Genomic DNA, 23673 nt, shown 5'->3' with positions numbered 1-23673 from the left:
CGCTGGCAAGAGGCCGACGCAGAACGAAAACCGGGCGCGCCCACCAATTCGGTCGCGCCGAGCTGAAGCCGAGCTAAATTTGGCTCAACGCAGTCCATTTGGCGAGGACTCCGGCGGCCATTCCCGAATCCACCGATTCAGCGGCACGCGCGTATGCGGACCGCATGCGGTCCAGCAAAGTTCCATCTGCAGCAAGGTCGGCTGCGACAAGTCCGGCCGCAGCGTTGAGCAGCACGGCATCCCGAACGGGACCTGTCTTGCCGTCAAGAATCTCGCGGACCACCCCCGCGTTTGCGACGGCGTCGCCTCCACGCAGGTCGGCGACGGTCGAAGGGGCGATACCGAGATCCGCTGGCGAAAACACCTGTTCCTCAACCCTCCCGTCCCGAATTTCCCAAACGGTTGACGGACCGGTGGGAGTCAACTCGTCCAGGCCATCGTCACCACGGAACACGAGGCCGCGGCTTCCACGGCGCGCCAGGACTCCGGCTACCAGTGGCGCCATCCGGGCATTGGCCACCCCCACCGCCGAGGCCTGCACGTGGGCCGGGTTGGTCATCGGACCAAGGAAGTTGAATGCGGTGGGGACGGCCAATTCGCGTCGTGGAACGGCCGTATGCCGGAAAGACGGATGAAAGACCTGGGCGAAACAGAACGTTATCCCGGCTTCTTCGGCGTTACGCGCAACTTGCTCGATCGAGAGGTCCAAACGAACCCCGAGCGCCTCAAGGACGTCGGCCGAGCCGGAGGAGGAGGAGGCAGCACGGTTTCCGTGCTTCACCACCTTTGCGCCGGCACCGGCTGCAACCAGGGCGGCCATGGTGGAAATGTTGACCGTGTTAAGTCGGTCTCCCCCCGTCCCCACGATGTCCAGCTTCTCTCCCGAGATCTGAATGGGGTTTGCGTTGCGGACCATTGCTTCGACGAGCCCGGCAAGCTCTTCGACCGTTTCACCCTTTGCCCGCAGCGCCACCAGGAACCCGGCGATCTGTGCGGGCGTGGCGTCACCGGCCATGATGGTATTCATGGCCCACTCTGTGTTGCCCGCTGCAAGGTCGTCGCCATTGATCAGTGCGGAGATGAGGCCTGGCCAGGTGTTGCTGGCCACAGGTGCCGATGCCGGAGAAGTCACTCACTGATGCTATCGACCGAGCCACGCCGATGACCAATGTGAACCGGGCCGGGAACTTTTCCGCGCGATTTCGCGTCTTTGTAGAAAAAGTCTCCCGAATCGGTGGTTTGCATTGGGAACTCTGGACTTTTACAGACATAATGTCCTTGTGACATCTGCGACCCATGCCCCCAGTACCCCGGCGCACCCGACGCTGAACCGCCCGAACCTGGTTTCTGTTGGAACCGTTGTTTGGCTGTCCAGTGAGTTGATGTTCTTCGCCGGCCTCTTTGCCATGTACTTCACCCTGCGCTCCACATCAGGCCTGATGTGGGCTGAGGAGACGGCCAAGCTCAACTTCCCGTTTGCGCTCGTCAACACCATCGTCCTCGTGGCCAGTTCCTTCACTTGCCAGATGGGTGTGTTCGCCGCTGAGCGGCTCGAACCGCGCCGCACCGGCGGCCTGCTGCAGTTCACCCGCTGGGGCATGAGCGAGTGGTTCGTCCTCACGTTCATCATGGGTGCGTTCTTCGTAGCCGGACAGACCACGGAATACGCCATGCTCGTCTCAGAGCACGTTTCCCTGTCCTCGAACGCTTACGGCTCCGCCTTCTACATGACCACCGGCTTCCACGGCCTGCACGTCATCGGCGGCCTGATCGCATTCCTCTTCATCATTGGCCGCGCCTTCGCAGCCAAGAAGTTCGGGCACTTTGAAGCAACGTCGGCGATCGTCACCTCTTACTACTGGCACTTCGTCGACGTCGTGTGGATCGGCCTCTTCCTGGTCATCTACGTCCTCAGGTAGCCCGGCTTTGACTCTTTTTCTACAAGAGGCAGAATTTCAAGAAGCGGCTCACGGAGCCGACGCAGGATCGAATAAAGGAACCACCACGTGAAGGCACTCTCGCAGAAGCGACGTCACCCACTGGCAGCCATTGCGCTGCTGCTGATGGGCCTCCTCCTCACTGGTGGGCTTTACGCCATTGCCACATCCGTCAACCAGGCCAAGGCCGACACCACGAGCTACAGCGCAAGTGACGTAGAAGAGGGCGGCAAGCTGTTCGCCGCAAACTGCGCCACCTGCCATGGCATGGGTGCCAGCGGAACCCAGGACGGCCCCTCGCTGGTCGGCGTGGGTGCTGCAGCAGTTGACTTCCAGGTTGGCACCGGCCGTATGCCCATGCAGATGAATGGCCCCCAGGCACAGAAGAAGCCCGTTCAGTTCAATGACGAGCAGACCAAGCAGCTCTCGGCCTACGTCGCATCGCTCGGCGCCGGGCCCGCCATTCCGGAGGAGCACCTCCTGGATGAGAAGGGCGACGCCGCCAAGGGTGGCGAACTGTTCCGCGTGAACTGCGCCATGTGCCACAACGCAGCCGCCGCAGGTGGCGCGCTGACCCGCGGCAAGTTCGCGCCGGCCCTTGCCGATGTCACCGGCAAGCACATTTACGAAGCTATGGCTACGGGCCCCCAGAACATGCCCGTGTTCAACGATTCCAACGTCACCCCGGAAGACAAGCGTGACATCATCACGTTCCTGAAGACGATCGAAGCCAACGGTTCACCCGGTGGTGCCGACCTCGGCTCCCTGGGCCCGGTATCCGAAGGCCTGTTCGTTTGGGTCGCTGGCCTTGGAGTAATCATCGCTTTCACCATCTGGCTGACATCACGCACGTCCTAGTCCGGACGGCAACATACTTCTGCTGCCCTGACAGCAGTTTTGAACTGAAAACAAACTCGGCGCAGGCCGAGACAACGAGAGAAGGATGAGGCGAATTATGGGCAACCATAGTGACGGCAGTCCGAACCACTCGGGCACCGTAGCTACGGCTGGTCAGAATGAGGTGGAGAAGTTCCAGGATCCGGGACTTCCTCCGCATCGTTTGCGCCTGGCTGACACGGACCCGGTAGCCGCAAAGCGCGCCGAGCGTCAGGTAGCCATTCTGTTTGGCGTTTCTGTCATCGGCACGCTGGTTTTCCTGGTGGCGTACTTCGCCATTGATCTTGGCCACGACTCCACGATCGCGACCATCCGCACGCAGAACCTGCTTCTGGGCCTGGGCACGGCCTTTGCCATGCTCGGCATTGGTACTGGCATCGTGCACTGGGCCAAGGCCCTGATGCCGGACCATGAGGTTTCGGAAGAGCGCCACGCCATCCGTACCGAGGAAGACCGCCAGGCGGCCGTCCGCATCGTGGATGACATCGTCGAGGAAACCGGCATCAAGCGCCGTCCGCTGATCCGCAACACCCTTCTTGGCGCAGTTGCACTGGCACCGCTTCCGGCCCTTGCCATCTTTGGCGACCTTGGCCCGCGGCCCGATGACAAGCTGGCCCACACGATGTGGGCGCCCGAGAACGGCAAGCTGAAGCGACTCACCCGCGATCCCGATGGCACACCCATCAAGGCTTCGGACGTAACCATCGGTTCCGCGTTCCACGTTATCCCCGAGGGACTCAACGAACTCCACGAAGGCAAGCTGAACGCCAAGGCCAAGGCCGTCGTCCTGCTGATGCGTTTGGACCCGAACTCGTTGAACCCGTCCCAGGGCCGTGAAAACTGGAGCTACAACGGAATCGTTGCCTACTCCAAGATCTGCACGCACGTTGGTTGCCCTGTTGCACTTTATGAGCAGCAGACCCACCACCTCCTGTGCCCCTGCCACCAGTCCACGTTCGACCTCACGCAGGAATGCAAGGTCATCTTTGGACCGGCCAGCCGTCCGCTCCCCCAGCTGCCCATCGCAGTTGACGCAGAGGGCTACCTCGTCGCTACCAGCGACTTCAAAGAACCCGTAGGACCGAGTTACTGGGAGCGTGACGAGCATGAGCGCCTCATCAACAGCTGAAGCCCCCTTCGTAGCGAAGACCAAAGTAGGCCGTTTCACTGACTTTGTCGACGAACGTGTAGGTGGCTCCGGCATCCTCCGCGAATTCGGCCGTAAAGTCTTCCCCGACCACTGGTCATTCATGTTCGGTGAGGTGGCGCTGTATTCCTTCGTCATCCTGCTGATGTCCGGGACGTTCCTGACGTTCTTCTTCGACCCGTCCATGGCTGAAACCCACTACCAGGGTTCGTACACGCCGTTGTACAACGTCGAAATGTCCGTTGCCTACAACTCCTCGCTGAACATCTCCTTTGATGTTCGCGGTGGTTTGTTCATGCGCCAGGTTCACCACTGGGCGGCCTTGCTCTTCGTAGCATCGCTCGGTGTCCACATGCTGCGTGTGTTCTTCACGGGTGCGTTCCGCAAGCCCCGTGAAATGAACTGGGTTGTTGGTGGCGTACTGCTCATCCTCGCTATGGCTGCCGGCTTCACCGGCTACTCCCTCCCCGATGACCTGCTCTCCGGCAACGGCCTGCGCATCATTGACGGCGTGATCAAGTCCATCCCGGTGATCGGCACCTACATCTCGTTCTTCCTGTTTGGTGGGGAGTTCCCTGGCACAGCCATCATTGGCCGCCTTTACGTACTGCACATCCTCCTGGTGCCGGCCCTCATCCTCCTGATGATCGTCGTCCACCTCTTCATGGTGGTTGTACACAAGCACACCCAGTACCCCGGCCCTGGCCGCAACGACGGAAACGTGGTTGGCTACCCCCTCGGTCCGGTTTACGCGGCAAAGGCCGGCGGCTTCTTCTTCATCGTGTTCGGCGTCCTCGCGCTCATGGCCGCGGCGTTCACGATCAACCCGATCTGGAACTACGGCCCCTACGACCCCTCCCCCGTTTCGGCTGGTACGCAGCCTGACTGGTACATCGGGTTCGTGGACGGCGCCCTGCGTCTCATGCCCGGCGTGGTGAATGGGTTCCACTTCGAATACATCATCTTCGGACACACGTTGACGCTGAACGTCCTGCTGCCGGCCTTGGTACCGGCAGGCATCATCTTCACTGTCCTGTTCACGTACCCGTGGATCGAACGCTGGGTCACCAAGGACAACCGTGAACACCACGTTCTGGACCGTCCGAGGAACGCCCCCACCCGTACCGCCATTGGCGTCGCTGGCTTCACCTGGTACTGCGTCATGTGGGCAGCTGCAGGTTCCGACCTGATTGCCACCCACTTCCACGTCTCGTTGAACGATGTCACGTACTGGCTGCGCGCACTGTTCTTCGTTGGCCCGGTTATCGCCTTCATCGTGACCAAGCGCATCGCCCTGGCGTTGCAGCGCAAGGACCGTGAAATTGCACTCCATGGCCGTGAAACCGGTCGTATTGTCCGCCTCCCCCATGGTGAGTTCATCGAGGTCCACGCTCCACTGGACGAGTACAAGCGATACAAGCTGGTTGGCTTCGAGTCACCCGCCCCGCTGCCGGCGCAGCCGAACGAGCACGGCGTCGTCACCCGCAAGGAAAAGCGCCGCGCGGCACTTTCCAAGTGGTTCTTCGAAGACCGCGTTGCTCCGGCAACACCTGCGGAACTCGAGGCAGCGCACTCGCACGGTCACCACGAGGCCATCGAGGCCGGTGCTGACCAAAAGAGCCTCAGTCACTAACTTGGACTGAACAAGCAAAGGGCGGGCCCGATCCTGAAGGATCGGGCCCGCCCTTTGTCGTAACTCATCAGTGGTGCAGTCCATGCACGGTACCGGGCTACTGGGTACGGTACCCGGACGCGTAGTTCCGCGTGGGCCTAACGCCAGGCCTTTGAAGCGGGATCCAGAGCTTATAGCGGTCAGCCCGGTAGTACGAGACCGAGTAGTCCACCATGGCGCGTGCGACGAATGCGTGGCGCTGGATCTTCAGGAGCGGCGAACCGACGTCCACATTGAGGAGGCGCGCCGTTGACGGCGAAGCAGCGGTGGCTTCGATCATATCTTCGCCCCATTCCATGACCAGGCCGAACCGTTCGCTGAGTACGTTGTACAACGACGTCGGAGGGGCCTCGTCCAAGAGACCGGGAACGCGGTGGGCAGGAATGAAGTTTTCGTCAACGCTCATGGGCTCGTTGTCCGCCAGGAGGAGCCGACGGAAACGCACAAGCGGGGTGCCTTCCTCCAGTTGAAGCTCCCTGGCGAGAAACGCGCTGGCGGCGATCTGTTCGAAACTGAGCACCTTCGCCGCGGGCACCATCCCGCGACGCTGCATTTCCTCACTGTAGGACGTCAGTTTAACCTGCAGGTCAAGTTTCGGCTTCTTGACGAACGTCCCCAACCCCACGACCCGCTCAAGTACCTCTTCACCCACCAAAGCATCGATGGCCTGCCGGACAGTCATCCGCGCGAGCCCGAATCGCAGGGACAGGTCCCGCTCGGAGGGCAGGGAGGATCCGGGAGGACAGGACTCTCCGATGAAGGCCCTGAGGATTTCCCGCAGCTGGATGTAGATGGGGGTACTGCTGGTACGGTCAATCTCCCCGGCAATGTTGGCTGCTTCAGGCATGGGCAAATCCTGCGACTCGATGGTGCATGAATCAAGGATAATTCAGCCTGACGGTCGGTCTAGACCAGTTGCGTATTGATGCGGAAATTGCGGCACGGCCCGCTACGCTTGTAAGGATCAAAATCCGTTTGGGGTCCCCGTAACCAGGAGCAGGCTTGCTGCAGCATAAATCGTTCGTCGCCGCCGAGATCGGCCTTCACGCCCGCGCGGCAGCGGTCTTCGTTCGCGCCGTCAATGAAACGGGGCTTCCCGTCACCATACGTAAGTCCGGTGGCGTAGCAGTTGACGCTCGTTCACTGTTGGAAGTTATGACGGAGGACTTCGAGCACGGGTGCACGGTGATTCTCGAGGTCGCTCAGGAGGCGCTTTCTGAGGATCAAAGCCCGGAAGAGGCCTCTCATGCCCTGGTCAGCCTTTCAGAGGTTCTGGAGGCAAGCCACGCCCGATGAGTGGTACCTGAGCGGCAGCTGACTAAACAGCAAATGACGACGGCGGCCCCCACCTTTTGGTGGGGGCCGCCGTCGTCGTACTTTGTCTGTTACTTAGTGTGCGTGGTCGCCGCGGCTGTACTCGAAGACCCAGCCAACCAAGGCTACGAGTGCAAGGCCGCCTGCGATGAAGGTCACCCAGAAACCGACTGCCAGGCCGAGGAATCCGCCGGCACATGCCAGCCCGAGGACCAGCGGCCACCAGCTCCACGGGCTGAAGTGACCCTGCTCGCCTGCGCCTTCGTGGATCTCAGCGTCGGGGCGGTCCTCAGGACGAAGGCCGATGCGGCGGCCTGTGAAGCCAAGGTACGCACCGATCATGCCCGCAAGGCCCCCGACGAGGAGGATGCCCAGAACGCCGACCCATTCGTGCCATTCAGTCAGGAACCCGTAAACGATGGTTACCGGAATGAAGAAGAAGACTCCGGCTCCGAAGAGCCACGATTCGATTTTCACTTGCGGACGTCCTTCTGGTCAGCGTTACCGAGCAGCACTGCTGCCGGGTCCGGAGCCTGTGCGGTGTGGACCTGTGCAAGCTCAGGGTGGTGCAGGTCCAGCGCCGGGCGTTCGGAGCGGATACGGGGCAGGGAGGTGAAGTTGTGACGCGGCGGCGGGCAGGAAGTAGCCCACTCAAGCGAAGCACCGAAGCCCCACGGGTCGTCAACCTCCACCTTCTTGTTGCTCCGCCACGTGATGTACACGTTCCAGAAGAACGGCAGCAGCGAGGCGCCCAGGACGAACGAGGAGATGGTGGAGAACTGGTTCATCCAGGTGAAGTTGTCCTGCGGCATGTAGTCGGCGTAACGACGCGGCATGCCTTCGACACCGAGCCAGTGCTGGATGAGGAACGTGCCGTGGAAGCCAAGGAACAGGAGCCAGAAGTGAATCTTGCCCAGGCGCTCGTTCAGCATCTTGCCCGTCCACTTCGGCCACCAGAAGTAGAAACCGGCGAACATTGCGAACACCACGGTGCCGAACACGACGTAGTGGAAGTGCGCCACCACGAAGTAGGAATCCGAGACGTGGAAGTCCAGCGGCGGTGAGGCCAGGATGATACCGGTGAGGCCACCGAAGAGGAACGTCACCAGGAAGCCGATGCTCCACAGCATCGGGGTTTCGAAGGTGATGGAGCCCTGCCAGAGCGTACCGATCCAGTTGAAGAATTTCACGCCCGTCGGTACAGCGATCAGCATGGTCATAAAGGCGAAGAACGGCAGCAGCACGGACCCGGTGACGTACATGTGGTGTGCCCACACAGTCACGGACAGGGCAGCAATGGCGATGGTTGCGTACACGAGGCCCTTGTAGCCGAAGATCGGCTTGCGGCTGAAGACCGGGAAGATCTCAGACACGATGCCGAAGAACGGCAGGGCGATGATGTACACCTCGGGGTGGCCGAAGAACCAGAACAGGTGCTGCCAGAGGACAGCGCCGCCATTCTCGGGGTCGAAGATGTGCGCACCGAAACGACGGTCGGCACCGAGGGCGAACAAAGCGGCTGCCAGCGGCGGGAAGGCCATAAGGACCAGGATGGCCGTTACCAGCGTGTTCCAGGTGAAGATCGGCATGCGCCACATGGTCATGCCCGGGGCACGCATGCAGATGATGGTGGTGATGAAGTTGACCGCACCAAGAATCGTTCCGAAACCGGACAGGGCGAGACCGAAGACCCACAAGTCACCGCCGACACCCGGGCTGAAGGTTGTATTCGACAACGGTGCGTAAGCGAACCAGCCGAAGGAGGCAGCACCCTGCGGGGTGATGAAACCGGAAACGGCAATGGTGGAACCGAACAGGAAGAACCAGAAGGCCAACGCGTTCAGACGCGGGAAGGCAACGTCCGGAGCACCGATCTGCAGCGGCATGATGACGTTGGCAAAGCCGGCGAACAGCGGCGTTGCAAACATCAGGAGCATGACCGTGCCATGCATGGTGAACATCTGGTTGTACTGTTCCTTGGTCTGCAGGATCTGCATTCCGGGTTCGAACAGTTCAGCACGGATCAGCAGCGCCATGACGCCGCCGAGGCAGAAGAACACGAACGAAGCAATCAGGTACATGTACCCGATGGTCTTGTGGTCCGTGGACGTGATCCAGTTGACGACGATACGTCCCTTGGACTTAGGAACTACTGGAGCCTCAAGGACCCCGGCGGATTGAGTGTATGTAGCCACGTCGCTCCCCTTACTTGGTTTCGTTCAGGTTCGGGTTGCGGTCATATTCCGCACCGAGCAGGCCCGTGTTGCCCTCCTGGCGAAGCTGGTCCATGTGAGCCTTGAATTCAGACTCGGAGACAACCTTGACGCGGAAAAGCATTTCGGAGTGGTATTCACCGCAAAGTTCGGCACACTTACCGTCGAAGGTGCCTTCCTTCGTTGGGGTGAAACGGATGTAGTTGGTCTTGCCCGGGATCATGTCGCGCTTCTGGAGGAAGGCGGGAACCCAGAAAGAGTGGATGACATCGCGGGAGTTAAGCTCCAGGTCAACCGACTTGTTGACGGGCAAGTACAGGGTGGGGAGGAGGTCCTTGTTGACTTCATTGCCGGTCAGGTGTGCCTGGACGCCAGCCTCGTGGAGGTCCTCGGAAACAACCTGGCCCTGCTTGTAGTTGAAGTCCCATGCCCACTGCTTGCCGCGGACGTCAACGACGACGTCTGCCGGCTGCGAGCGGTCATCAATCGCACGCTGGTCCTGGTCGGTGAAGTAGAAGAACACCAGCACCATGAACAGCGGGATGGTCAAGTAGAAGACCTCGAGCGGCAGGTTATAGCTGAGCTGCTTGGGGAATCCCGTGGTGCCCTTGCGGCGACGGTAGGCAATGATGCACCAGACCAGCAGGCCCCACGTGATGATACCGACTGCCAAGGCGGCGATCCATGAGTTGACCCAGAGGTCCATGATCCGGTCAGTGTGGTTGGTGGTGCCGCGCTCTGTAGGCAGCCAACCCTTCTCTACCTCTGGTGAACATCCGGTCAAAACCAACGCGCCGGCTAGTGCCAAGCCAGTGATCGAGGTGATCTTTATGCGTCGGCTGCCGGTTCGGTTCTGCGAACTCACAGACGGCCCTTCCTCTTGTTGCTGTCTCCCGGCAGGCCAAAGGCCCACCGGGCACACTAAAAGTTTTACTACCCGATGTAGAGCTTACCGCTATGAAGCGGTTTTCGCGCACATGTCGGCACCGTGGCTCCGATCGCGGACGAACGCGACCGGGACGGTGCCGACATGCGGCGGCAGCTCACGTCAGTGGAACGAATCGCCGCAGGCGCAGGAGCCACCGGCATTGGGGTTGTCAATGGTGAAACCCTGCTTCGAGATGGTGTCTTCGAAGTCGATGCTGGCGCCGCTAAGGTACGGCACGCTCATCTTGTCAACGACCACTTCGACGCCGTCGTAGTCGCGGACGGCGTCGCCGTCGAGCAGGCGCTCGTCAAAGTAAAGCTGGTAGATCAAGCCTGAACAGCCTCCCGGCTGGACTGCAACACGCAGCCGCAGGTCAGTGCGTCCTTCCTGTTCCAGGAGGCTGCGGACCTTGCCGGCGGCAACATCGGTCAGGTTGACCTCGTGCGTGGGAAGCTCATCGCCCGTGGCGAGCTGTGCTCCAGTGCTGTTTTCGTTGGTTGCAGTGCTCATTGGCCTACCTTCTTATAACGCGTTTGGCGGCTTCGCCTGGACGAAGCCGGCCCTTACCCAAATGACGTACGGGTTATAGCTCCATGCTACGTCGCGCAGACGCTTAGCTATAACTCCTGACGTAACTACGCGGCGTCATCCGTTGTTCCCGCGGCACCACGCATCGGTCGGGTTTGGAACGCAGGAATTACCCCTGCAGCCCCTGTACATTCAACCGTGCCAGCATCAAGGCCTCCGCCAGCACCGCGTGCCGGAAGTCTCCTATATGCAGTGATTCGTTGGCGCTGTGGGCACGGGAGTCGGGATCTTCCACACCGGTCACCAGGATTTGCACTTCCGGGTACGCCTCCGTGAGGTCGGCAATAAACGGGATGGAGCCACCGATTCCCATCTCCACGGGCTTGACTCCCCAGGATTCGGCCAGCGCCCAGAGGGCCACTTGGGCGGCGGCGGAGGAGGTATCCGTGGCAAAGGCATTACCCTGCTCCCCCGGGGTGAAAGTGACCTTGGCGCCGAACGGCGCGTGTGACTCGACGTGTTCACGAAGGGCAGTCATGGCGGCTTCGGGATCCTGGCCCGGAGCGAGCCGCATGCTGAACTTTGCCCGCGCCGCAGGGATCAGGGTATTTGAAGCCACGTCAACCGAGGGCGCATCGATTCCAATGATCGACAATGCCGGCTTGGTCCACAACCGCGAAGCGATGGTGCCGCTACCGGCGAGCTGTACGCCGTCGAGCACGGAGGCATCTGCCCGGTAGTCCGACTCTTCAACGTCGACCTCTACCTCGTCCCGGCCCACCAGACCCGCAACGGCAACATTGCCGTGTTCGTCATGGAGTGTGGCGATAAGGCGGGACAGCAACGTAGGAGCATCCAGTACCGGTCCTCCGAACATCCCGGAGTGCACTGCGTGGTCCAACACCCGTACTTCGAAGGTGCCGTCTACCAGGCCGCGAAGACTGGTGGTCAACGCCGGAACACCGACCTTCCAGTTGCTGGAGTCCGCCACAACAATGATGTCCGAACGCAGCAGCTCACGGTGCTCCTCCAGGAAACGGCGGAAGGTCGGGGACCCTGCTTCTTCCTCGCCTTCGAAGAAGAAAGTCACCCCCAGGCCGAAGTCCTCGCCAAGAACCTTCGATGCTGCCGCGTAGGCGGCGAGGTGGGCCATGATGCCCGCCTTGTCATCCGCGGCTCCGCGCCCGTAGAGGCGGTCGCCTCGTTCCTCGGCAACGAAGGGTTCGGATTTCCAGAGCGCACCGTCTCCCGGAGGCTGGACGTCATGGTGGGCATAGAGCAGGATTGTCGGTTTACCGTCCCGCGCGGGGCGGCGCGCGACGACGGCAGGTCCACCAGGAGTGCCGTCGGTTTTCGGGACGCGCAGGATGCGGACGTCGTCCATTCCAGTCTCGCGAACCAAGGTCGCAACGGCCTCCGCGCTCCGGTCCAATTCGGCCGGGTCGAAGCTGGCCCAGGCAATCCCGGGTATGGCCACAAGATCCTTCAGGGAGGAAAGGGTGGCGTCAAACCCGTCGTTGACAGCCTTGGTCAAGGCCTCGGTGTCGATACCGGGGACGGGCTTGCCTGCGACGGGGGTATTGTCGGCGTTCCTTTGCTGGGTCTGCGGGATCTCCGCATGTTCTGAAGTCATGGTCCACACCTTACCGCCGCCCCCCGGAGTGGCGCGGTTCCCCGGGCTGTGTCAGGACCGTCGCGTAACGTGCGCCACCTGCCCGCGCTGTATTCTGTAGTGGTGTTCGGACGCAAAAAGGAAGAGCCAAGCGCTCAGTCAGTAGTAGACCAGGCCCACGCCGCCGCCCAGGAGCCCCTCGTCGGGAAGGGCGCACCCACGCCCAAACGGAAGGTTCAGGAGGCAGCTCGAAAGCGGCCCTTGGTCCCCACCGACCGCAAGGCGTCCAAAGAGGCCGAACGTGTCGCCATCCAGGACCAGCGGCAGAAGATGCGCCAGGCCCTGGACACCGGCGATGAGAAATACCTTCCGCTGCGCGACAAGGGACCCCAGAAGCGCTTTGTCCGTGACTTCGTAGACGCAAGGTTCAGCCTGGGCGAATACCTGATGTTCGGCGCCCTGCTCTTTGTGGTGATTTCCTTGGTGGTTCCGCCCAGCAGCGACCAGATCTCCTACGTGCTTATCGGATTCTGGATCATGTTCCTGGCGGTGTTTGTGGACGCGTTCATTCTTTCCCGCCAACTGCGCAAGCGCCTCGTTGCGAAATTCGGCGAGGTGGAACGCGGCACTGTTTGGTACGGCTGCATGCGCGCGTTGCAGTTCCGTAAGCTTCGCCTTCCCAAGCCCTTGGTCAAGCGCGGGCAGTACCCGTCCTGACACAACCACTGACAAAAGACCCCGGACCATCGGTCCGGGGTCTTTTTTTGCCAAGGATAATCAGGGAGCTGCCCGGCGTATTTTTGCGAGGCCCTTATTGATCGACGATGCCCAGAACGGTCCTTCGTAGAGAAAAGCCGTGTAACCCTGAACGAGGGTGGCCCCCGCGTCCAGCCGCTCCTGTACATCCGCGGCCGTCTCCACACCACCAACGGCAATGAGCACAAGTTGGTCGCCGACGGCTTGTTTCAGCCTGCGCAGCACCTCCAGGGAACGCTGCTTCAGCGGCGCGCCCGAGAGGCCGCCCGCACCCAGTGACTGCACCTTGGCGGAATCGCTTGATAGGCCGTCCCTGCCGATCGTTGTATTCGTGGCAATGATCCCGTCAAGTTTGAGATCCAGTGCCAGGCGGGCGACGTCGTCGATGTCCTCGTCGCTCAGGTCCGGAGCAATCTTGACCAGGAGGGGAACGTGCCGCCCTGCTGCCTCGTCGGCCGCGTCGCCAACGGACCTGAGGAGCGGACGAAGTGTCTCGACGTTCTGCAGCAGCCGCAGTCCCGGCGTATTCGGCGAGCTGACATTCACTACGAGGTAGTCCGCAGCCGGCGCCAGGCTGCGCGCGCTGACGAGATAATCCTCGATGGCGTCATCAAGTTCCACGACCTTGGTTTTTCCGATGTTGACTCCGATGATTGGCCGAACGGAAGCGTACTTCCGCTGCAGGGCAGCCCTCGCAGCCCGGAGCCTCGGTGCCACTGCGGCCGCGCCGTCATTATTGAAGCCCATGCGGTTTATGACAGCCCGGTCCTCGATCAAGCGGAACAATCGGGGTTTCTCGTTGCCCGGCTGGGCTTGGCCGGTGATGGTACCCACTTCGACGTGCCCGAAGCCGAGCTCGGCGAGGGCCTCGATCCCGTGACCCTCCTTGTCGAAGCCTGCTGCGAGGCCGAAGGGGGAAGGGAACGTCAGGCCAAGTGCATGCGTCCGCAGCGAAGTGTCCGGCGCTGTCAGCCTGGCCAGGACACGCCCGGCACCGCTTCGGTGGGCGGCCCGAATGGCCTGGAAGCCGATCTTGTGGGCTTTCTCCGCATCCATCCAGGAGAAGGCGAGCTTGAAAAAGGTGGGGTAAACACGCATGCTCCTAGTTTTCCGGTTCAGCCACAGCAGACCAAACCCATGACCCGGGTGCGGCTAGCATGTAGCCATGTCACTCCAGGATCGTGATCAACATCATGTGTTGCGCTATGAAACCGATGTCCTGGTGATCGGAGCCGGGCTTTCCGGGCTGGTTGCAGCTTCCATGGCCTATGCAGCAGGCAAACGGGTTGCCATAGTGGACCAGGAACCCGCCGCATCGTCCGGTGGGCAGGCCCATTGGTCATTCGGCGGCCTGTTCATGGTTGGCACCCCCGAGCAACGCCGCCTGGGTGTCAAAGACAGCGCCGAACTGGCCCTCGGGGACTGGCTGGCATCCGCGGCCTTCGACCGCCCGGAAGATGCTTATGGCCGATCTTGGGCAGAGGCCTACGTGGACTTCGCAGCCGGCCCGATGCGCTCGTGGCTCAAGAACCTGGGAGTCGGCTTTTTCCCCCTCGTCCAATGGGCGGAGCGTGGCGGTTACGGACCGCTTGGTCACGGAAATACCGTTCCGCGTTTCCACGTAGCTTGGGGAACAGGTCCCGCCGTCGTCAGGCCCTTCCTGGACAAGGTGCGCGAGGGTGTGGCCGCCGGCCGCATCAGTCTTCATTACCGTCATCGGGCCTCATCCCTGGTGCAGGACTCCGGCGCTGTAACCGCCGTCGCCGGTGAAGTCCTGGAACCCTCGACGGCGGCGCGCGGCGAGCGTTCGACGAGGACCGTCGTCGGGCATTTCCAGGCCGCGGCAGGTGCCGTGGTGGTGACCACGGGCGGAATCGGCGGCAACCATGACGCCGTTCGAAGCCAGTGGCCCGGAGGCCAGGCACCGGATTACATGCTCAGCGGTGTCCCAGCCTCGGTGGACGGAGAATTCCTTCGCGTCGCCGCATCTGTGCGTGCAAACCTGATCAACGGCGACCGCATGTGGCATTACCCGGAGGGTATCCACAACCATGATCCGGTGTGGCCCATGCATGGCATCCGGATCCTCCCGGGACCGTCGTCCCTTTGGCTGGATGCGGAAGGGCGGCAACTTCCGGCACCCCTGTTTCCCGGCTTCGATTCCCAAGGGGCTCTCCAACACATTGCCGCGACGGGGCACAGCCATTCGTGGTTCGTCCTCAACAGGACCATCGCCTTGAAGGAACTGGCGCTTTCGGGGTCCGAGCAGAATCCCGACCTGACAGGCAAGGATATCCGGCTCCTGCTTTCACGCCTGAAGCCCGGCGGAGACACTCCCATTGAACGCTTCCTGCAGAGGGGCGTCGACTTCGTGCAGGGATCTTCCATTACCGAGTTGGCGGGGCGGATGAACAACCTCGCTGGTGGCGAACTCATCAGTGCCGCAGACCTGCAGGCATTAGTCTCTGCCCGCGACCTCCAGGTGTCGAGCGGCCTCGGCAAGGATCCGCAGCTTGCCGCAATCCGGGCCGCCCGCCGCTTTGCGACGGACAGGCTCATGAGGGTCGCTCCCCCGCACCGGCTCACTGATCCGGAGCATGGCCCCCTCATTGCCATCCGCCTTTCCGTGGTCACCCGGAAGAGCCTCGGCGGTTTGCAAACCGATCTCCGTTCCAGGGTCCTGGGCATCGATGGCCACCCGGTCACCGGTCTTTATGCCGCCGGCGAAGCCGCCGGATTCGGTGGCGGGGGTATTCACGGCTACTGGGCCCTGGAAGGTACCTTCCTCGGCAGTTGCCTTCTCACCGGCAGGGTTGCAGGCACGGAGGCGGCGGCCAGTGTCTAAGCTGAGGGCATGGAATGGTCCACTGACATCCTCGGCGCAGACTTCCAGTCCTGCACCCTGGAAACCGAGGGGGCGGACGGCGCCGTGCGCCGTGCCACGCTGGTCCGGTACCGTCCGGGCCGCGAAGACGCCGCTACCGCCCCGGACGGCACCGGTTCCCGAAACCACGACGCCGGTCCAGGTGCAGTCCTGTTTCTCCATGGCTGGAGCGACTATTTCTTCAATGTGGAATTGGCACAGTTCTGGGCCCGCCAAGGCTACGAATTCTATGCACTGGACATGCACAATCACGGCAGGAACCTGGACTCCCGGACCGTCGGAGGCTACGTAGCCGACCTCTCCGACTATGACACCGAAATCAACCAGGCGCTGGCACTGGTCCGGGACACCGCCACGGGCGGAGGCAACGGAAACCTGGCACTCATGGGACATTCCACCGGCGGCCTCGTGGCAGCTTTGTGGGCCCGGCGGCACCCCGGAATTGTCCAGTCCCTGATCTTGAACAGCCCATGGCTGGAAATGCACGGGAGCTCAATCGGGCGCCTGGCAACACAGGCCATGGTGGCACCGCTGGCCCGCCTGCGACCCGAGATGGTGCTGCGGCTTCCGGAACGGGGCTTCTACTTCCGCAGCATCAGCGTCACCGCCGAGGGCGAATGGCCGCTCGATGAACGGTACAGGCCGCCCTTCGCTTTCCCCGTCAGGGCGGGTTGGCTTAAGGCTGTGCTGGCAGGCCACAGCCAAGTGGCACGAGGCCTCGGCCTGGAGATCCCCGTACTTGTTCTCACGTCAGCAGCCAGCGCCAACGGTATGGTCTGGCAGGAATCGATGCGACGCTCCGATGCCGTACTGGACGTAGACGTGATTGCAATGCGCGCAATGGCCCTGGGCCGGAGTGTCACACTGGAACGGATTGAAGGGGGCCTGCACGACGTGTTTCTTTCCGCTCCGGAAGTCAGGGCCGACGCCTATGCACGCCTGGCACGCTGGATCAAGGGATACATGACGGACGACACGACGCCCGCACGGAGCATTGGGGACGAATGACCACGACTGATGAAACCCTGACCACTTGGCAGCCCGATGTGCTGGGACATGGGTTCGAACGCCTCGACCTGCCGCTGCCTCCGGATGAGGAAGGCGCGGTCAAAGCAACGCTTGTCCGGCATGTTCCGTCAGCAGCGGCACCACTCCCCCACGGCATTCTCGACTTCTTCCCGGCGTTTACCAAGCGGCGCCGACGGCGCGTGGAGCCGGACGCCGCAGCGGCCCCGCGTGCCGTCCTCTACCTCCATGGTTGGGCCGACTACTTCCTGCAGACCGAACTCGCTGAACACCTCACGGCTTCGGGTTTCCACTTCTATGCGCTGGATCTGCGCAAGTTCGGCCGTAGCCTCCTTCCCGGGCAGACGCCCGGATACGCTTCCGACCTGGCCGTCTACGACGCCGACATTGCAGCCGCCTTGGCCCGGATCGAGCAAGATGTGGCAGCCCGGACCGGTAATAACGTTCCACCGACCATCCACCTCGTGGCACACTCCCTTGGCGGCCTGATCGCCTCCCTGTGGGCAGACAGGAACCCCGGGCGCATCGGCACGTTGGTTCTTAACTCACCATGGCTGGAACTGCAGGGAAGCAGCCTGGTGCGGAGTATTGCCATGCATTTGGTTGAGCCCTTTGCCCGGACCGACCCCAAGCGCCCCTTCCGGTTTCCTGACATGCCCGCCTATTGGGAGAGCGTCAGCAGCCAGGCCCATGGAGAGTGGTACCTGGACCCGGAGTGGCGGCCGCGCGCCTCGTTTCCCATCCGCGCGGGGTGGACCAAGGCAGTTCTCGCCGGACACAGCGCGGTGGAAAGAAAACTCAACATCGACGCCCCGGTGCTGGTTCTGCTGTCCGGACGCACCCGGATCCAGGCCGAATGGACGGCGGACCTCATGCGCGCCGATGCAGTGATCGACGTAGAGGAAACAGCCAGGCGGGCCTTGGGGCTGGGACGCAGGACCGCAGTCTTCCGGTACCCGGGGGCACTGCACGACGTCTTCCTGTCACGCAGGACAATCCGCCAGCAGGCTTTCCACGACGTCGCCGTGTGGCTCTCCTCCTACCCGTATTAGCGCTTCCTACGCTTACGAACGCTGAAAAAGCACGGGCGTGCCAGTCATTTCGCCGGAGCGGCATCCACGGCGCCGCCATACCGCCTATCGCGCTTGGCGTAGATCTCTACGGCCTCCCAAAGAGTGCGCCTGTCCACATCCGGCCACAGGGTGTCCATGAAGACAAACTCGGCATAAGCAGACTGCCACAAGAGGAAATTTGAAAGCCGCTGTTCACCTGAACTCCGGAGGAAGAGGTCAACGTCGGGGAGGTCGGGTTCGTCCAAGTATTTCTGGATGGTCTTTTCGCTGACCGCTCCCGGCTTCAGGATGCCTGCGGCGACGTCCCGCGCAATGGCCGAGACGGCGTCGGCGATTTCGGCCCGGCCACCGTAGTTAACACACATGGTCAACGTGCAGGTTTCATTGCCCCGCGTGTATTCCTCGGCCTCTTGGAGTTCGCGAATAACCGACCCCCATAGCTTTGGCTTGCGACCGGCCCAACGGATGCGGACTCCCCATTCATCGAGTTGGTTCCTCTGCCGGCGTAGCACTTCCTTGTTAAATCCCATGAGGAAGCGGACCTCCTCCGGGGACCTCCGCCAGTTCTCAGTGGAAAACGCATAGACGCTCACGTATTTGACGCCGAGCTCGATAGCCCCCGCCATGACGTCCAGCAATGCTGGCTCGCCGGCCTTATGGCCTTCTACGCGGGGCAGTCCCCGCTGGTTGGCCCAACGGCCGTTCCCGTCCATGACGATAGCTACGTGTTGGGGGATCAATTCCTGCGGTATCTGCGGCGGCACGGCTCCGGAGGGATGCTTGTACGGCGCCGCTACCGGTTGGGTCCGTGTGCGGCCATTGTTCTTTTTTCCAGGTACCACTGTCAGCTTCGCTCCACGTGTTTAAGTGATTTCACGGCGCGTTCCAAATGCCATTGCAAATAGCTGGCCACCAGGCCGGCGGCCTCCCGGCGATGCCGCGGATCGGAACCATCCGCTACGCTCCAATTTCCGGTGAGCAGCGCACCGAGCAAAAGAACTGTTTCGGGTGCCGGCGCAGGCGACCCCGGCGGCCGGCAATCAACACAGACCATGCCTCCGAGAGGGGCGGCGAAAGCCGTGTGCGGTCCCGGCCTGCCGCAACGGGCACAGTCCGTGAAGCTCGGCGCCCAGCCGCCGGTCGCCAAGGCACGCAAAAGGTAGGAGTCCAGGATGAGCTCAGGAGGGTGTTCCGAGCGGCTCAATGCGGCCAGCGCACCCACGAGGAGGTTGTACTGCGCCGTTCCCGACTCGGCATCCGCGTCCGTTAGTTTCTCGGCGGTTTCGGTCATCGCTGCCGCTACGGTAAAACGTCCATAGTCCGCTGCGATGCTGCTGCCATAGGCACCCTTTGCGATCGCCTGCGTGACGATGTCGAGCGAGCGTCCGGAAACGAGCTGCAAGTCCGCCACCATGAACGGCTCAAGCCGGGCACCAAAGCGGCTGCTGGTCCTGCGCACTCCTTTTGCCACAGCCCGAACTTGCCCGTGGTGTTTGGTTAACAGGGTGATGATCCTGTCCGCTTCGCCAAGTTTATGGGTGCGAAGCACCACGGCATCGTCCCTGTAAGAACGTGCTGCGAAGGACGAAGGATTGGCCACACCTAATCTTCGCATCCGGTAGCCCCGGGGAATGACCGCCGGGCCGTGTGGTGACGGATTGCCACGTCACCACACGGCAATCTGCGCATCAGGCCTGGGCGTCCCGGACTGCCCGGTTCACGGCGGAGATCAGGGCTTTCAACGAGGACGTGGTGGTGCTGGGGTCGATTCCCACACCCCACAGGACCCGTTCGCCAACAGCACACTCTACGTAGGCGGCCGCACTTGCACTTCCGCCCTCGGACAGCGCGTGCTCGCTGTAATCGAGTACACGGACGTCCACGCCGTCGTGATGCAGGATGTCCAGCAGCGCTGCGATCGGACCATTGCCATGGCCGGTCCTGCGCACCTCTGCGCCATCGATGCGGAGGTTGGCGTTCATTGTCACAGCGCCGGACTCGTCGGTTTCGGTGCTGATACTGCCCAGCGAGTAGCGTCCCCACTGCGACTGTTCCTCGTCCGAAGGCAGGTACTCGTCCTGGAAGATCTGCCACAGCTGTGCGCCGCTGACTTCGCCGCCTACGGCATCGGTGCGGCGCTGGATGACGCCGGAGAACTCAATCTGGGCGCGGCGCGGCAAGTCCAGGTTGTGCTCGTTCTTGAGCAGGTACGCCACACCGCCCTTGCCGGACTGCGAGTTGACCCGGATGACGGCCTCGTAGCTTCGGCCCAGGTCCTTGGGGTCGATGGGCAGGTACGGAACCTGCCAAGTGAAGTCGTCCACGGGAACACCCGCCGCTGCTGCGTCCTTCTCCAGGGCCTCGAACCCCTTCTTGATGGCGTCCTGATGCGATCCGGAGAAGGCCGTGAAGACGAGGTCGCCACCGTAGGGAGAACGCTCGGGAACGGGCAACTGGTTGCAGTACTCCACCGTTCGCCGTACCTCGTCGATATCGGAGAAGTCGATCATGGGATCTACGCCCTGAACCAGCATGTTCAGGCCCAGAGTCACGAGGTCGACGTTGCCGGTACGCTCGCCGTTCCCGAACAGGCAACCCTCAATACGGTCCGCTCCTGCCAGGTAGCCGAGTTCCGCCGCCGCGACGCCTGTACCACGGTCGTTGTGCGGGTGCAGGGAAATGATGATGCCTTCCCGGGGGTGCAGGTTCCTGTGCATCCACTCGATCGAGTCGGCATAAACGTTGGGCGTGGCCATCTCAACCGTGGCGGGCAGGTTGATGATGACCTGCTTATCAGCGGAAGCTTCGAAGACATCGGCAATGGCGTTGCAAACGCGTGCCGCGTACTCGAGCTCGGTACCGGTAAAGGACTCGGGCGAGTACTCGTAAGTGATGTGGGTGTCCGTCAGGGTCTCTTCATACTTTTTGCACAAGCGTGCGCCCTGCAAGGCAATATCCAGGATGCCGTCTTCGTCCTGGTTGAAGACAACGCGGCGCTGGAGGACCGAGGTGGAGTTGTAGAGGTGGACAATTGCCTGCTTGGCACCCACCAGGGACTCATAGGTCCGTTCAATCAGGTGCTCCCGGGCCTGGGTCAGCACTTGGATGGTGACGTCATCGGGGATGTGGCCGCCCTCGATCAGCTGACGGACAAAATCAAAGTCCGTCTGCGAGGCCGAGGGAAAACCGACCTCGATTTCCTTGTATCCCATCTTCACCAGCAGCTGGAACATCTTCAGCTTGCGGGCCGGGCTCATGGGGTCGATCAACGCCTGGTTTCCGTCCCGCAGGTCGACGGCGCACCAGCGCGGGGCTTTGGTGATGACCTTGTCCGGCCAAGTGCGGTCCGGCACCTCCACCGTGATCTGGTCCTGGAACGGGACATAGCGGTGGATCGGCATACCTGAGGGCTTTTGTGCATTGCGCATGTCGTGTGGCCTTTTCTCTAAGAACTAAGTGAAAGCTTAGCCGGGCACAACGAAACTCCGCGGCGAGGATGGCCCAGCTTTCAGTTAGCTTTCAGGCCTCGCCGCGGCAGCTAAGAAGAAGCATTTCCGCACGCACAAGTTCACAGTAACACGGTGCGTATGATGACATTGCAACACCCAATGCAACGTCCACTATGCAGACGCCGCGACGGTGGCAACGCCGGCTGCAGCGTCCACACAAGGAGCCACAGTGCCACAGTCGGGGATCACTCTTTCCAACATCGACACGAACGTCCGGCCGCAGGACGACCTCTACCAACACGTCAACGGCGCTTGGCTGAACAGCACAACAATCCCTGACGACAGGCCACTCGAGGGAACCTTCACGGCGCTGCGCGACGAAGCGGAACTCGCCGTTAAGGCGATTATCGAAGAGGCCGCCGGCAAGGGCGAAGCGGCTACCGGCGTCGAAAAGCAGATCGGCGGACTCTACGCGAGCTTCATGGACGAGGCCGCGGTGGAAGCCAAGGGCCTGGATCCCATCCGGCAGCGCCTCGAAGACGTCCGGAACCTGGGCTCAGTGGAGGATCTGGTTGCCCTCGCCGGTCGCCTCTTCCGCTCTGACGTCTCCGGGCTGTTCGGCATCTACCCTGCCCCCGACGCCGGCAATCCCGAACGCATCCTGCTCTACATCGGACAAGGTGGACTAGGGCTGCCCGATGAGTCCTACTACCGCGACGACAAGTTCGCACCCATAGTCGGCGCTTATAGGGAATACATTTCCAAGCTTTTCGGCCTGGCCGGAGCCCCCGACCCTGCTGCTGCCGCCGAACGAATTGTGGAACTTGAGAAGTCCCTTGCATCCCACCACTGGGACAACGTCACCCTGCGGGACCCCCAAAAGACGTACAACCTCAAGTCGGCCGAAGAAGCGGCCTCACTGTTTCCCCTGCTGAACACCTGGTTCGATGCTGCCGGGATCGACCCCGCCAAGCGCAAAGAACTCGTGGTCAGCACCCCGGACTTCTTTGCCGGGGCTTCGACCCTCTTGGAAACCACCGCGCTGGAGACCTGGAAAGAATGGCTGGCACTGCGTGTTCTTTCCTCCGCCGCGCCTTATCTTTCGGCTGACTTCGTGGCAACGAATTTCGATTTCTACGGGACGGCCCTTAGCGGGACGCCGCAGAACAAGGAGCGTTGGAAGCGGGGAGTTGCGGTTGTCGAAGGTGCCCTTGGCGAGGCTGTGGGCCAGATCTACGTGGAACGGCATTTCCCCGCAGGCCACAAGGCGCGCATGCAGACACTCGTGTCCAACCTGATCGAGGCCTACCGGGAGAGTATCTCGTCCTTGGAATGGATGGGCGAAGCCACCAAGGCAGAAGCCCTCAAGAAACTTGAAGCGTTCCGTCCGAAGATCGGGTTCCCCGAAAAGTGGATCGATTACTCCGCAGTCGAAATCGATCCCCATGACCTCTTGGGCAACGTGGAGCGCGCGCATAACGCTGATATCGACCGGCACTTGGACGAGATCGGCAAGCCTGTGGACCTGGACAAGTGGCTCATGACGCCGCAAACAGTTAATGCCTACTACCACCCGATGCTCAACGAGATTGTCTTTCCCGCAGCCATCCTGCAGCCGCCCTTCTTCAACGCGGAAGCAGACGACGCCGTGAACTACGGCGGCATCGGCGCAGTCATTGGCCACGAAATCGGCCACGGCTTTGATGACCAAGGCTCCCAGTTCGACGGCAGCGGAGCCCTCCGGAACTGGTGGACCGAGGAAGACCGGGCCGCCTTTGAATCGCGTACGGCCAAGCTCGTAGCACAGTATGACGCCCTGTCCCCGTATGCTGCCCCGGACCACAAGGTCAACGGAAAGCTGACGCTTGGGGAAAACATCGGAGACCTTGGCGGCATGACGATCGCTTACAAGGCCTACCTCCTGAGCCTCAACGGCGCCGAACCGGAAGTAATCGACGGGTTCACGGGCTACCAGCGCTTCTTCATGTCCTGGGCAGCAGGTTGGCGGCAGGTGATCCGCACGGAGGAAGCCATCCGCCGGCTCGCGACGGACCCCCACTCCCCCAACGAATTCAGGACCAACGCGATCGTGCGAAACCTCGATGCTTTCCATGAGGCATTCGGGGTCACCCCCGAGGACAAGATGTACCTGGCGCCTGCCGAGCGCGTCAGCATCTGGTAAAGCTCCCAAACCCGAAGTGGCCGGATCCCGTTGGGGACCCGGCCACTTTCAGTTG

At 61.9% G+C, this 23673-nt stretch carries 21 protein-coding genes; 10 read left to right on the top strand and 11 right to left on the bottom strand.

Features of this window, described 5'->3' with window-relative positions; all coding sequences use genetic code 11:
- Nucleotides 1-73: 73 nt before the first annotated feature.
- Nucleotides 74-1132 carry an anthranilate phosphoribosyltransferase gene (trpD, locus tag ACIPY2_RS04065; RefSeq protein ID WP_400265062.1) on the bottom strand — a complete coding sequence of 353 codons (1059 nt, stop codon included), beginning with the start codon at nt 1130-1132 and terminating at the stop codon, nt 74-76.
- 148 nt (nt 1133-1280) lie between these two features.
- On the opposite strand from trpD, the gene ACIPY2_RS04060 reads away from it, so the two are divergent.
- The 4 genes from ACIPY2_RS04060 (at nt 1281) to ACIPY2_RS04045 (ending at nt 5614) form a co-directional block, all read left to right on the top strand.
- Nucleotides 1281-1919 (top strand): heme-copper oxidase subunit III, encoded by a 639-nt coding sequence (locus tag ACIPY2_RS04060; RefSeq protein ID WP_400265061.1) that lies wholly within the window; start codon nt 1281-1283, stop codon nt 1917-1919.
- 87 nt (nt 1920-2006) lie between these two features.
- On the top strand, nt 2007-2795 hold the full coding sequence (locus ACIPY2_RS04055) for a c-type cytochrome (RefSeq protein WP_397321700.1): 789 nt from the start codon (nt 2007-2009) through the stop codon (nt 2793-2795).
- Nucleotides 2796-2892: 97 nt separating this feature from the next.
- The gene (locus ACIPY2_RS04050; RefSeq protein WP_400265060.1) at nt 2893-3963 is read left to right on the top strand and encodes a Rieske 2Fe-2S domain-containing protein; all 1071 of its coding nucleotides are present in this window, start codon (nt 2893-2895) and stop codon (nt 3961-3963) included.
- Complete coding sequence (locus tag ACIPY2_RS04045) at nt 3941-5614, top strand: cytochrome bc complex cytochrome b subunit (protein WP_400265059.1); 1674 nt, start codon at nt 3941-3943, stop codon at nt 5612-5614. Before ACIPY2_RS04050 ends, ACIPY2_RS04045 begins: the two co-directional genes overlap by 23 nt.
- A 97-nt stretch (nt 5615-5711) precedes the next feature.
- Here the strand turns inward: ACIPY2_RS04045 and ACIPY2_RS04040 are convergent, their stop codons facing one another.
- A complete protein-coding gene (locus ACIPY2_RS04040; protein WP_400265058.1) occupies nt 5712-6500 on the bottom strand; it encodes a GntR family transcriptional regulator in 789 nt (262 codons plus the stop codon).
- Between the two features lie 155 nt (nt 6501-6655).
- Here ACIPY2_RS04040 and ACIPY2_RS04035 point away from each other — a divergent pair, with 155 nt between their 5' ends.
- On the top strand, nt 6656-6949 hold the full coding sequence (locus ACIPY2_RS04035; protein WP_400265057.1) for an HPr family phosphocarrier protein: 294 nt from the start codon (nt 6656-6658) through the stop codon (nt 6947-6949).
- Between the two features lie 93 nt (nt 6950-7042).
- On the opposite strand, the gene ACIPY2_RS04030 is transcribed toward ACIPY2_RS04035, so the two are convergent.
- From ACIPY2_RS04030 to ACIPY2_RS04010, 5 genes are all read right to left on the bottom strand, one after another.
- Entirely contained in the window at nt 7043-7444 is a 402-nt protein-coding gene (locus tag ACIPY2_RS04030; RefSeq protein WP_400265056.1) for a cytochrome c oxidase subunit 4, read from the bottom strand.
- Entirely contained in the window at nt 7441-9162 is a 1722-nt protein-coding gene (gene ctaD / locus ACIPY2_RS04025) for a cytochrome c oxidase subunit I (RefSeq protein WP_347107544.1), read from the bottom strand. The genes ACIPY2_RS04030 and ctaD overlap by 4 nt, the downstream gene beginning before the upstream one ends.
- Before the next feature lie 10 nt (nt 9163-9172).
- Nucleotides 9173-10045, bottom strand: coding sequence for a cytochrome c oxidase subunit II (coxB, locus tag ACIPY2_RS04020; protein ID WP_400265055.1), 873 nt, complete (start codon nt 10043-10045; stop codon nt 9173-9175).
- A 183-nt stretch (nt 10046-10228) separates the two neighbouring features.
- Nucleotides 10229-10618: a HesB/IscA family protein gene (locus ACIPY2_RS04015; RefSeq protein WP_400265054.1), complete on the bottom strand. Its 390-nt coding sequence runs from the start codon at nt 10616-10618 to the stop codon at nt 10229-10231.
- 187 nt (nt 10619-10805) lie between these two features.
- A complete protein-coding gene (locus ACIPY2_RS04010) occupies nt 10806-12269 on the bottom strand; it encodes a dipeptidase (RefSeq protein WP_400265053.1) in 1464 nt (487 codons plus the stop codon).
- Between the two features lie 102 nt (nt 12270-12371).
- Between ACIPY2_RS04010 and ACIPY2_RS04005 the strand changes: the two genes are divergently transcribed.
- Nucleotides 12372-12965: a DUF3043 domain-containing protein gene (locus tag ACIPY2_RS04005; protein ID WP_400265052.1), complete on the top strand. Its 594-nt coding sequence runs from the start codon at nt 12372-12374 to the stop codon at nt 12963-12965.
- A 60-nt stretch (nt 12966-13025) separates the two neighbouring features.
- Here ACIPY2_RS04005 and ACIPY2_RS04000 read toward each other — a convergent pair whose 3' ends face one another.
- Nucleotides 13026-14102 (bottom strand): quinone-dependent dihydroorotate dehydrogenase, encoded by a 1077-nt coding sequence (locus ACIPY2_RS04000; RefSeq protein ID WP_400265051.1) that lies wholly within the window; start codon nt 14100-14102, stop codon nt 13026-13028.
- Between the two features lie 67 nt (nt 14103-14169).
- Between ACIPY2_RS04000 and ACIPY2_RS03995 the strand changes: the two genes are divergently transcribed.
- From ACIPY2_RS03995 to ACIPY2_RS03985, 3 genes are read left to right on the top strand one after another with little or no spacing between them, the layout of a single operon-like run.
- A complete protein-coding gene (locus tag ACIPY2_RS03995) occupies nt 14170-15849 on the top strand; it encodes an FAD-binding dehydrogenase (RefSeq protein ID WP_400265050.1) in 1680 nt (559 codons plus the stop codon).
- A 9-nt stretch (nt 15850-15858) separates the two neighbouring features.
- Nucleotides 15859-16896 carry an alpha/beta hydrolase gene (locus ACIPY2_RS03990; protein WP_400265049.1) on the top strand — a complete coding sequence of 346 codons (1038 nt, stop codon included), beginning with the start codon at nt 15859-15861 and terminating at the stop codon, nt 16894-16896.
- The gene (locus ACIPY2_RS03985; protein WP_400265048.1) at nt 16893-17966 is read left to right on the top strand and encodes an alpha/beta hydrolase; all 1074 of its coding nucleotides are present in this window, start codon (nt 16893-16895) and stop codon (nt 17964-17966) included. The genes ACIPY2_RS03990 and ACIPY2_RS03985 overlap by 4 nt, the downstream gene beginning before the upstream one ends.
- A 44-nt stretch (nt 17967-18010) precedes the next feature.
- Here ACIPY2_RS03985 and ACIPY2_RS03980 read toward each other — a convergent pair whose 3' ends face one another.
- The 3 genes from ACIPY2_RS03980 to leuA form a co-directional block, all read right to left on the bottom strand.
- Complete coding sequence (locus ACIPY2_RS03980; protein WP_400265047.1) at nt 18011-18829, bottom strand: isoprenyl transferase; 819 nt, start codon at nt 18827-18829, stop codon at nt 18011-18013.
- A gap of 2 nt (nt 18830-18831) precedes the next feature.
- Nucleotides 18832-19602 (bottom strand): DNA repair protein RecO, encoded by a 771-nt coding sequence (recO, locus tag ACIPY2_RS03975; RefSeq protein ID WP_400265046.1) that lies wholly within the window; start codon nt 19600-19602, stop codon nt 18832-18834.
- A 73-nt stretch (nt 19603-19675) separates the two neighbouring features.
- On the bottom strand, nt 19676-21415 hold the full coding sequence (gene leuA / locus ACIPY2_RS03970; protein WP_400265045.1) for a 2-isopropylmalate synthase: 1740 nt from the start codon (nt 21413-21415) through the stop codon (nt 19676-19678).
- Nucleotides 21416-21665: 250 nt separating this feature from the next.
- Between leuA and ACIPY2_RS03965 the strand changes: the two genes are divergently transcribed.
- Nucleotides 21666-23618 carry a M13 family metallopeptidase gene (locus ACIPY2_RS03965; protein ID WP_400265044.1) on the top strand — a complete coding sequence of 651 codons (1953 nt, stop codon included), beginning with the start codon at nt 21666-21668 and terminating at the stop codon, nt 23616-23618.
- The last annotated feature ends 55 nt before the right edge of the window (nt 23619-23673 follow it).

Origin of the sequence: Paenarthrobacter sp. NPDC089675, from assembly GCF_044749185.1 — a bacterium.
Taxonomy (GTDB): domain Bacteria; phylum Actinomycetota; class Actinomycetes; order Actinomycetales; family Micrococcaceae; genus Arthrobacter.
The sequence above is the reverse complement of the archived record's forward strand: the minus strand, read 5'-3'. Positions and strand labels throughout refer to the sequence as shown.

Bases quoted from the DNA above. Each gene is read 5' to 3' on its own strand.
- ACIPY2_RS04050 (WP_400265060.1), top strand. From the start codon at position 2,893: ATGGGCAACCATAGTGACGGCAGTCCGAACCACTCGGGCACCGTAGCT.
- ACIPY2_RS04045 (WP_400265059.1), top strand. From the start codon at position 3,941: ATGAGCGCCTCATCAACAGCTGAAGCCCCCTTCGTAGCGAAGACCAAA.
- ACIPY2_RS04040 (WP_400265058.1), bottom strand. From the start codon at position 6,500: ATGCCTGAAGCAGCCAACATTGCCGGGGAGATTGACCGTACCAGCAGT.
- ACIPY2_RS04015 (WP_400265054.1), bottom strand. From the start codon at position 10,618: ATGAGCACTGCAACCAACGAAAACAGCACTGGAGCACAGCTCGCCACG.
- ACIPY2_RS04010 (WP_400265053.1), bottom strand. From the start codon at position 12,269: ATGACTTCAGAACATGCGGAGATCCCGCAGACCCAGCAAAGGAACGCC.
- ACIPY2_RS04000 (WP_400265051.1), bottom strand. From the start codon at position 14,102: ATGCGTGTTTACCCCACCTTTTTCAAGCTCGCCTTCTCCTGGATGGAT.
- ACIPY2_RS03995 (WP_400265050.1), top strand. From the start codon at position 14,170: ATGTCACTCCAGGATCGTGATCAACATCATGTGTTGCGCTATGAAACC.
- ACIPY2_RS03990 (WP_400265049.1), top strand. From the start codon at position 15,859: ATGGAATGGTCCACTGACATCCTCGGCGCAGACTTCCAGTCCTGCACC.
- ACIPY2_RS03985 (WP_400265048.1), top strand. From the start codon at position 16,893: ATGACCACGACTGATGAAACCCTGACCACTTGGCAGCCCGATGTGCTG.
- recO (WP_400265046.1), bottom strand. From the start codon at position 19,602: ATGCGAAGATTAGGTGTGGCCAATCCTTCGTCCTTCGCAGCACGTTCT.
- leuA (WP_400265045.1), bottom strand. From the start codon at position 21,415: ATGCGCAATGCACAAAAGCCCTCAGGTATGCCGATCCACCGCTATGTC.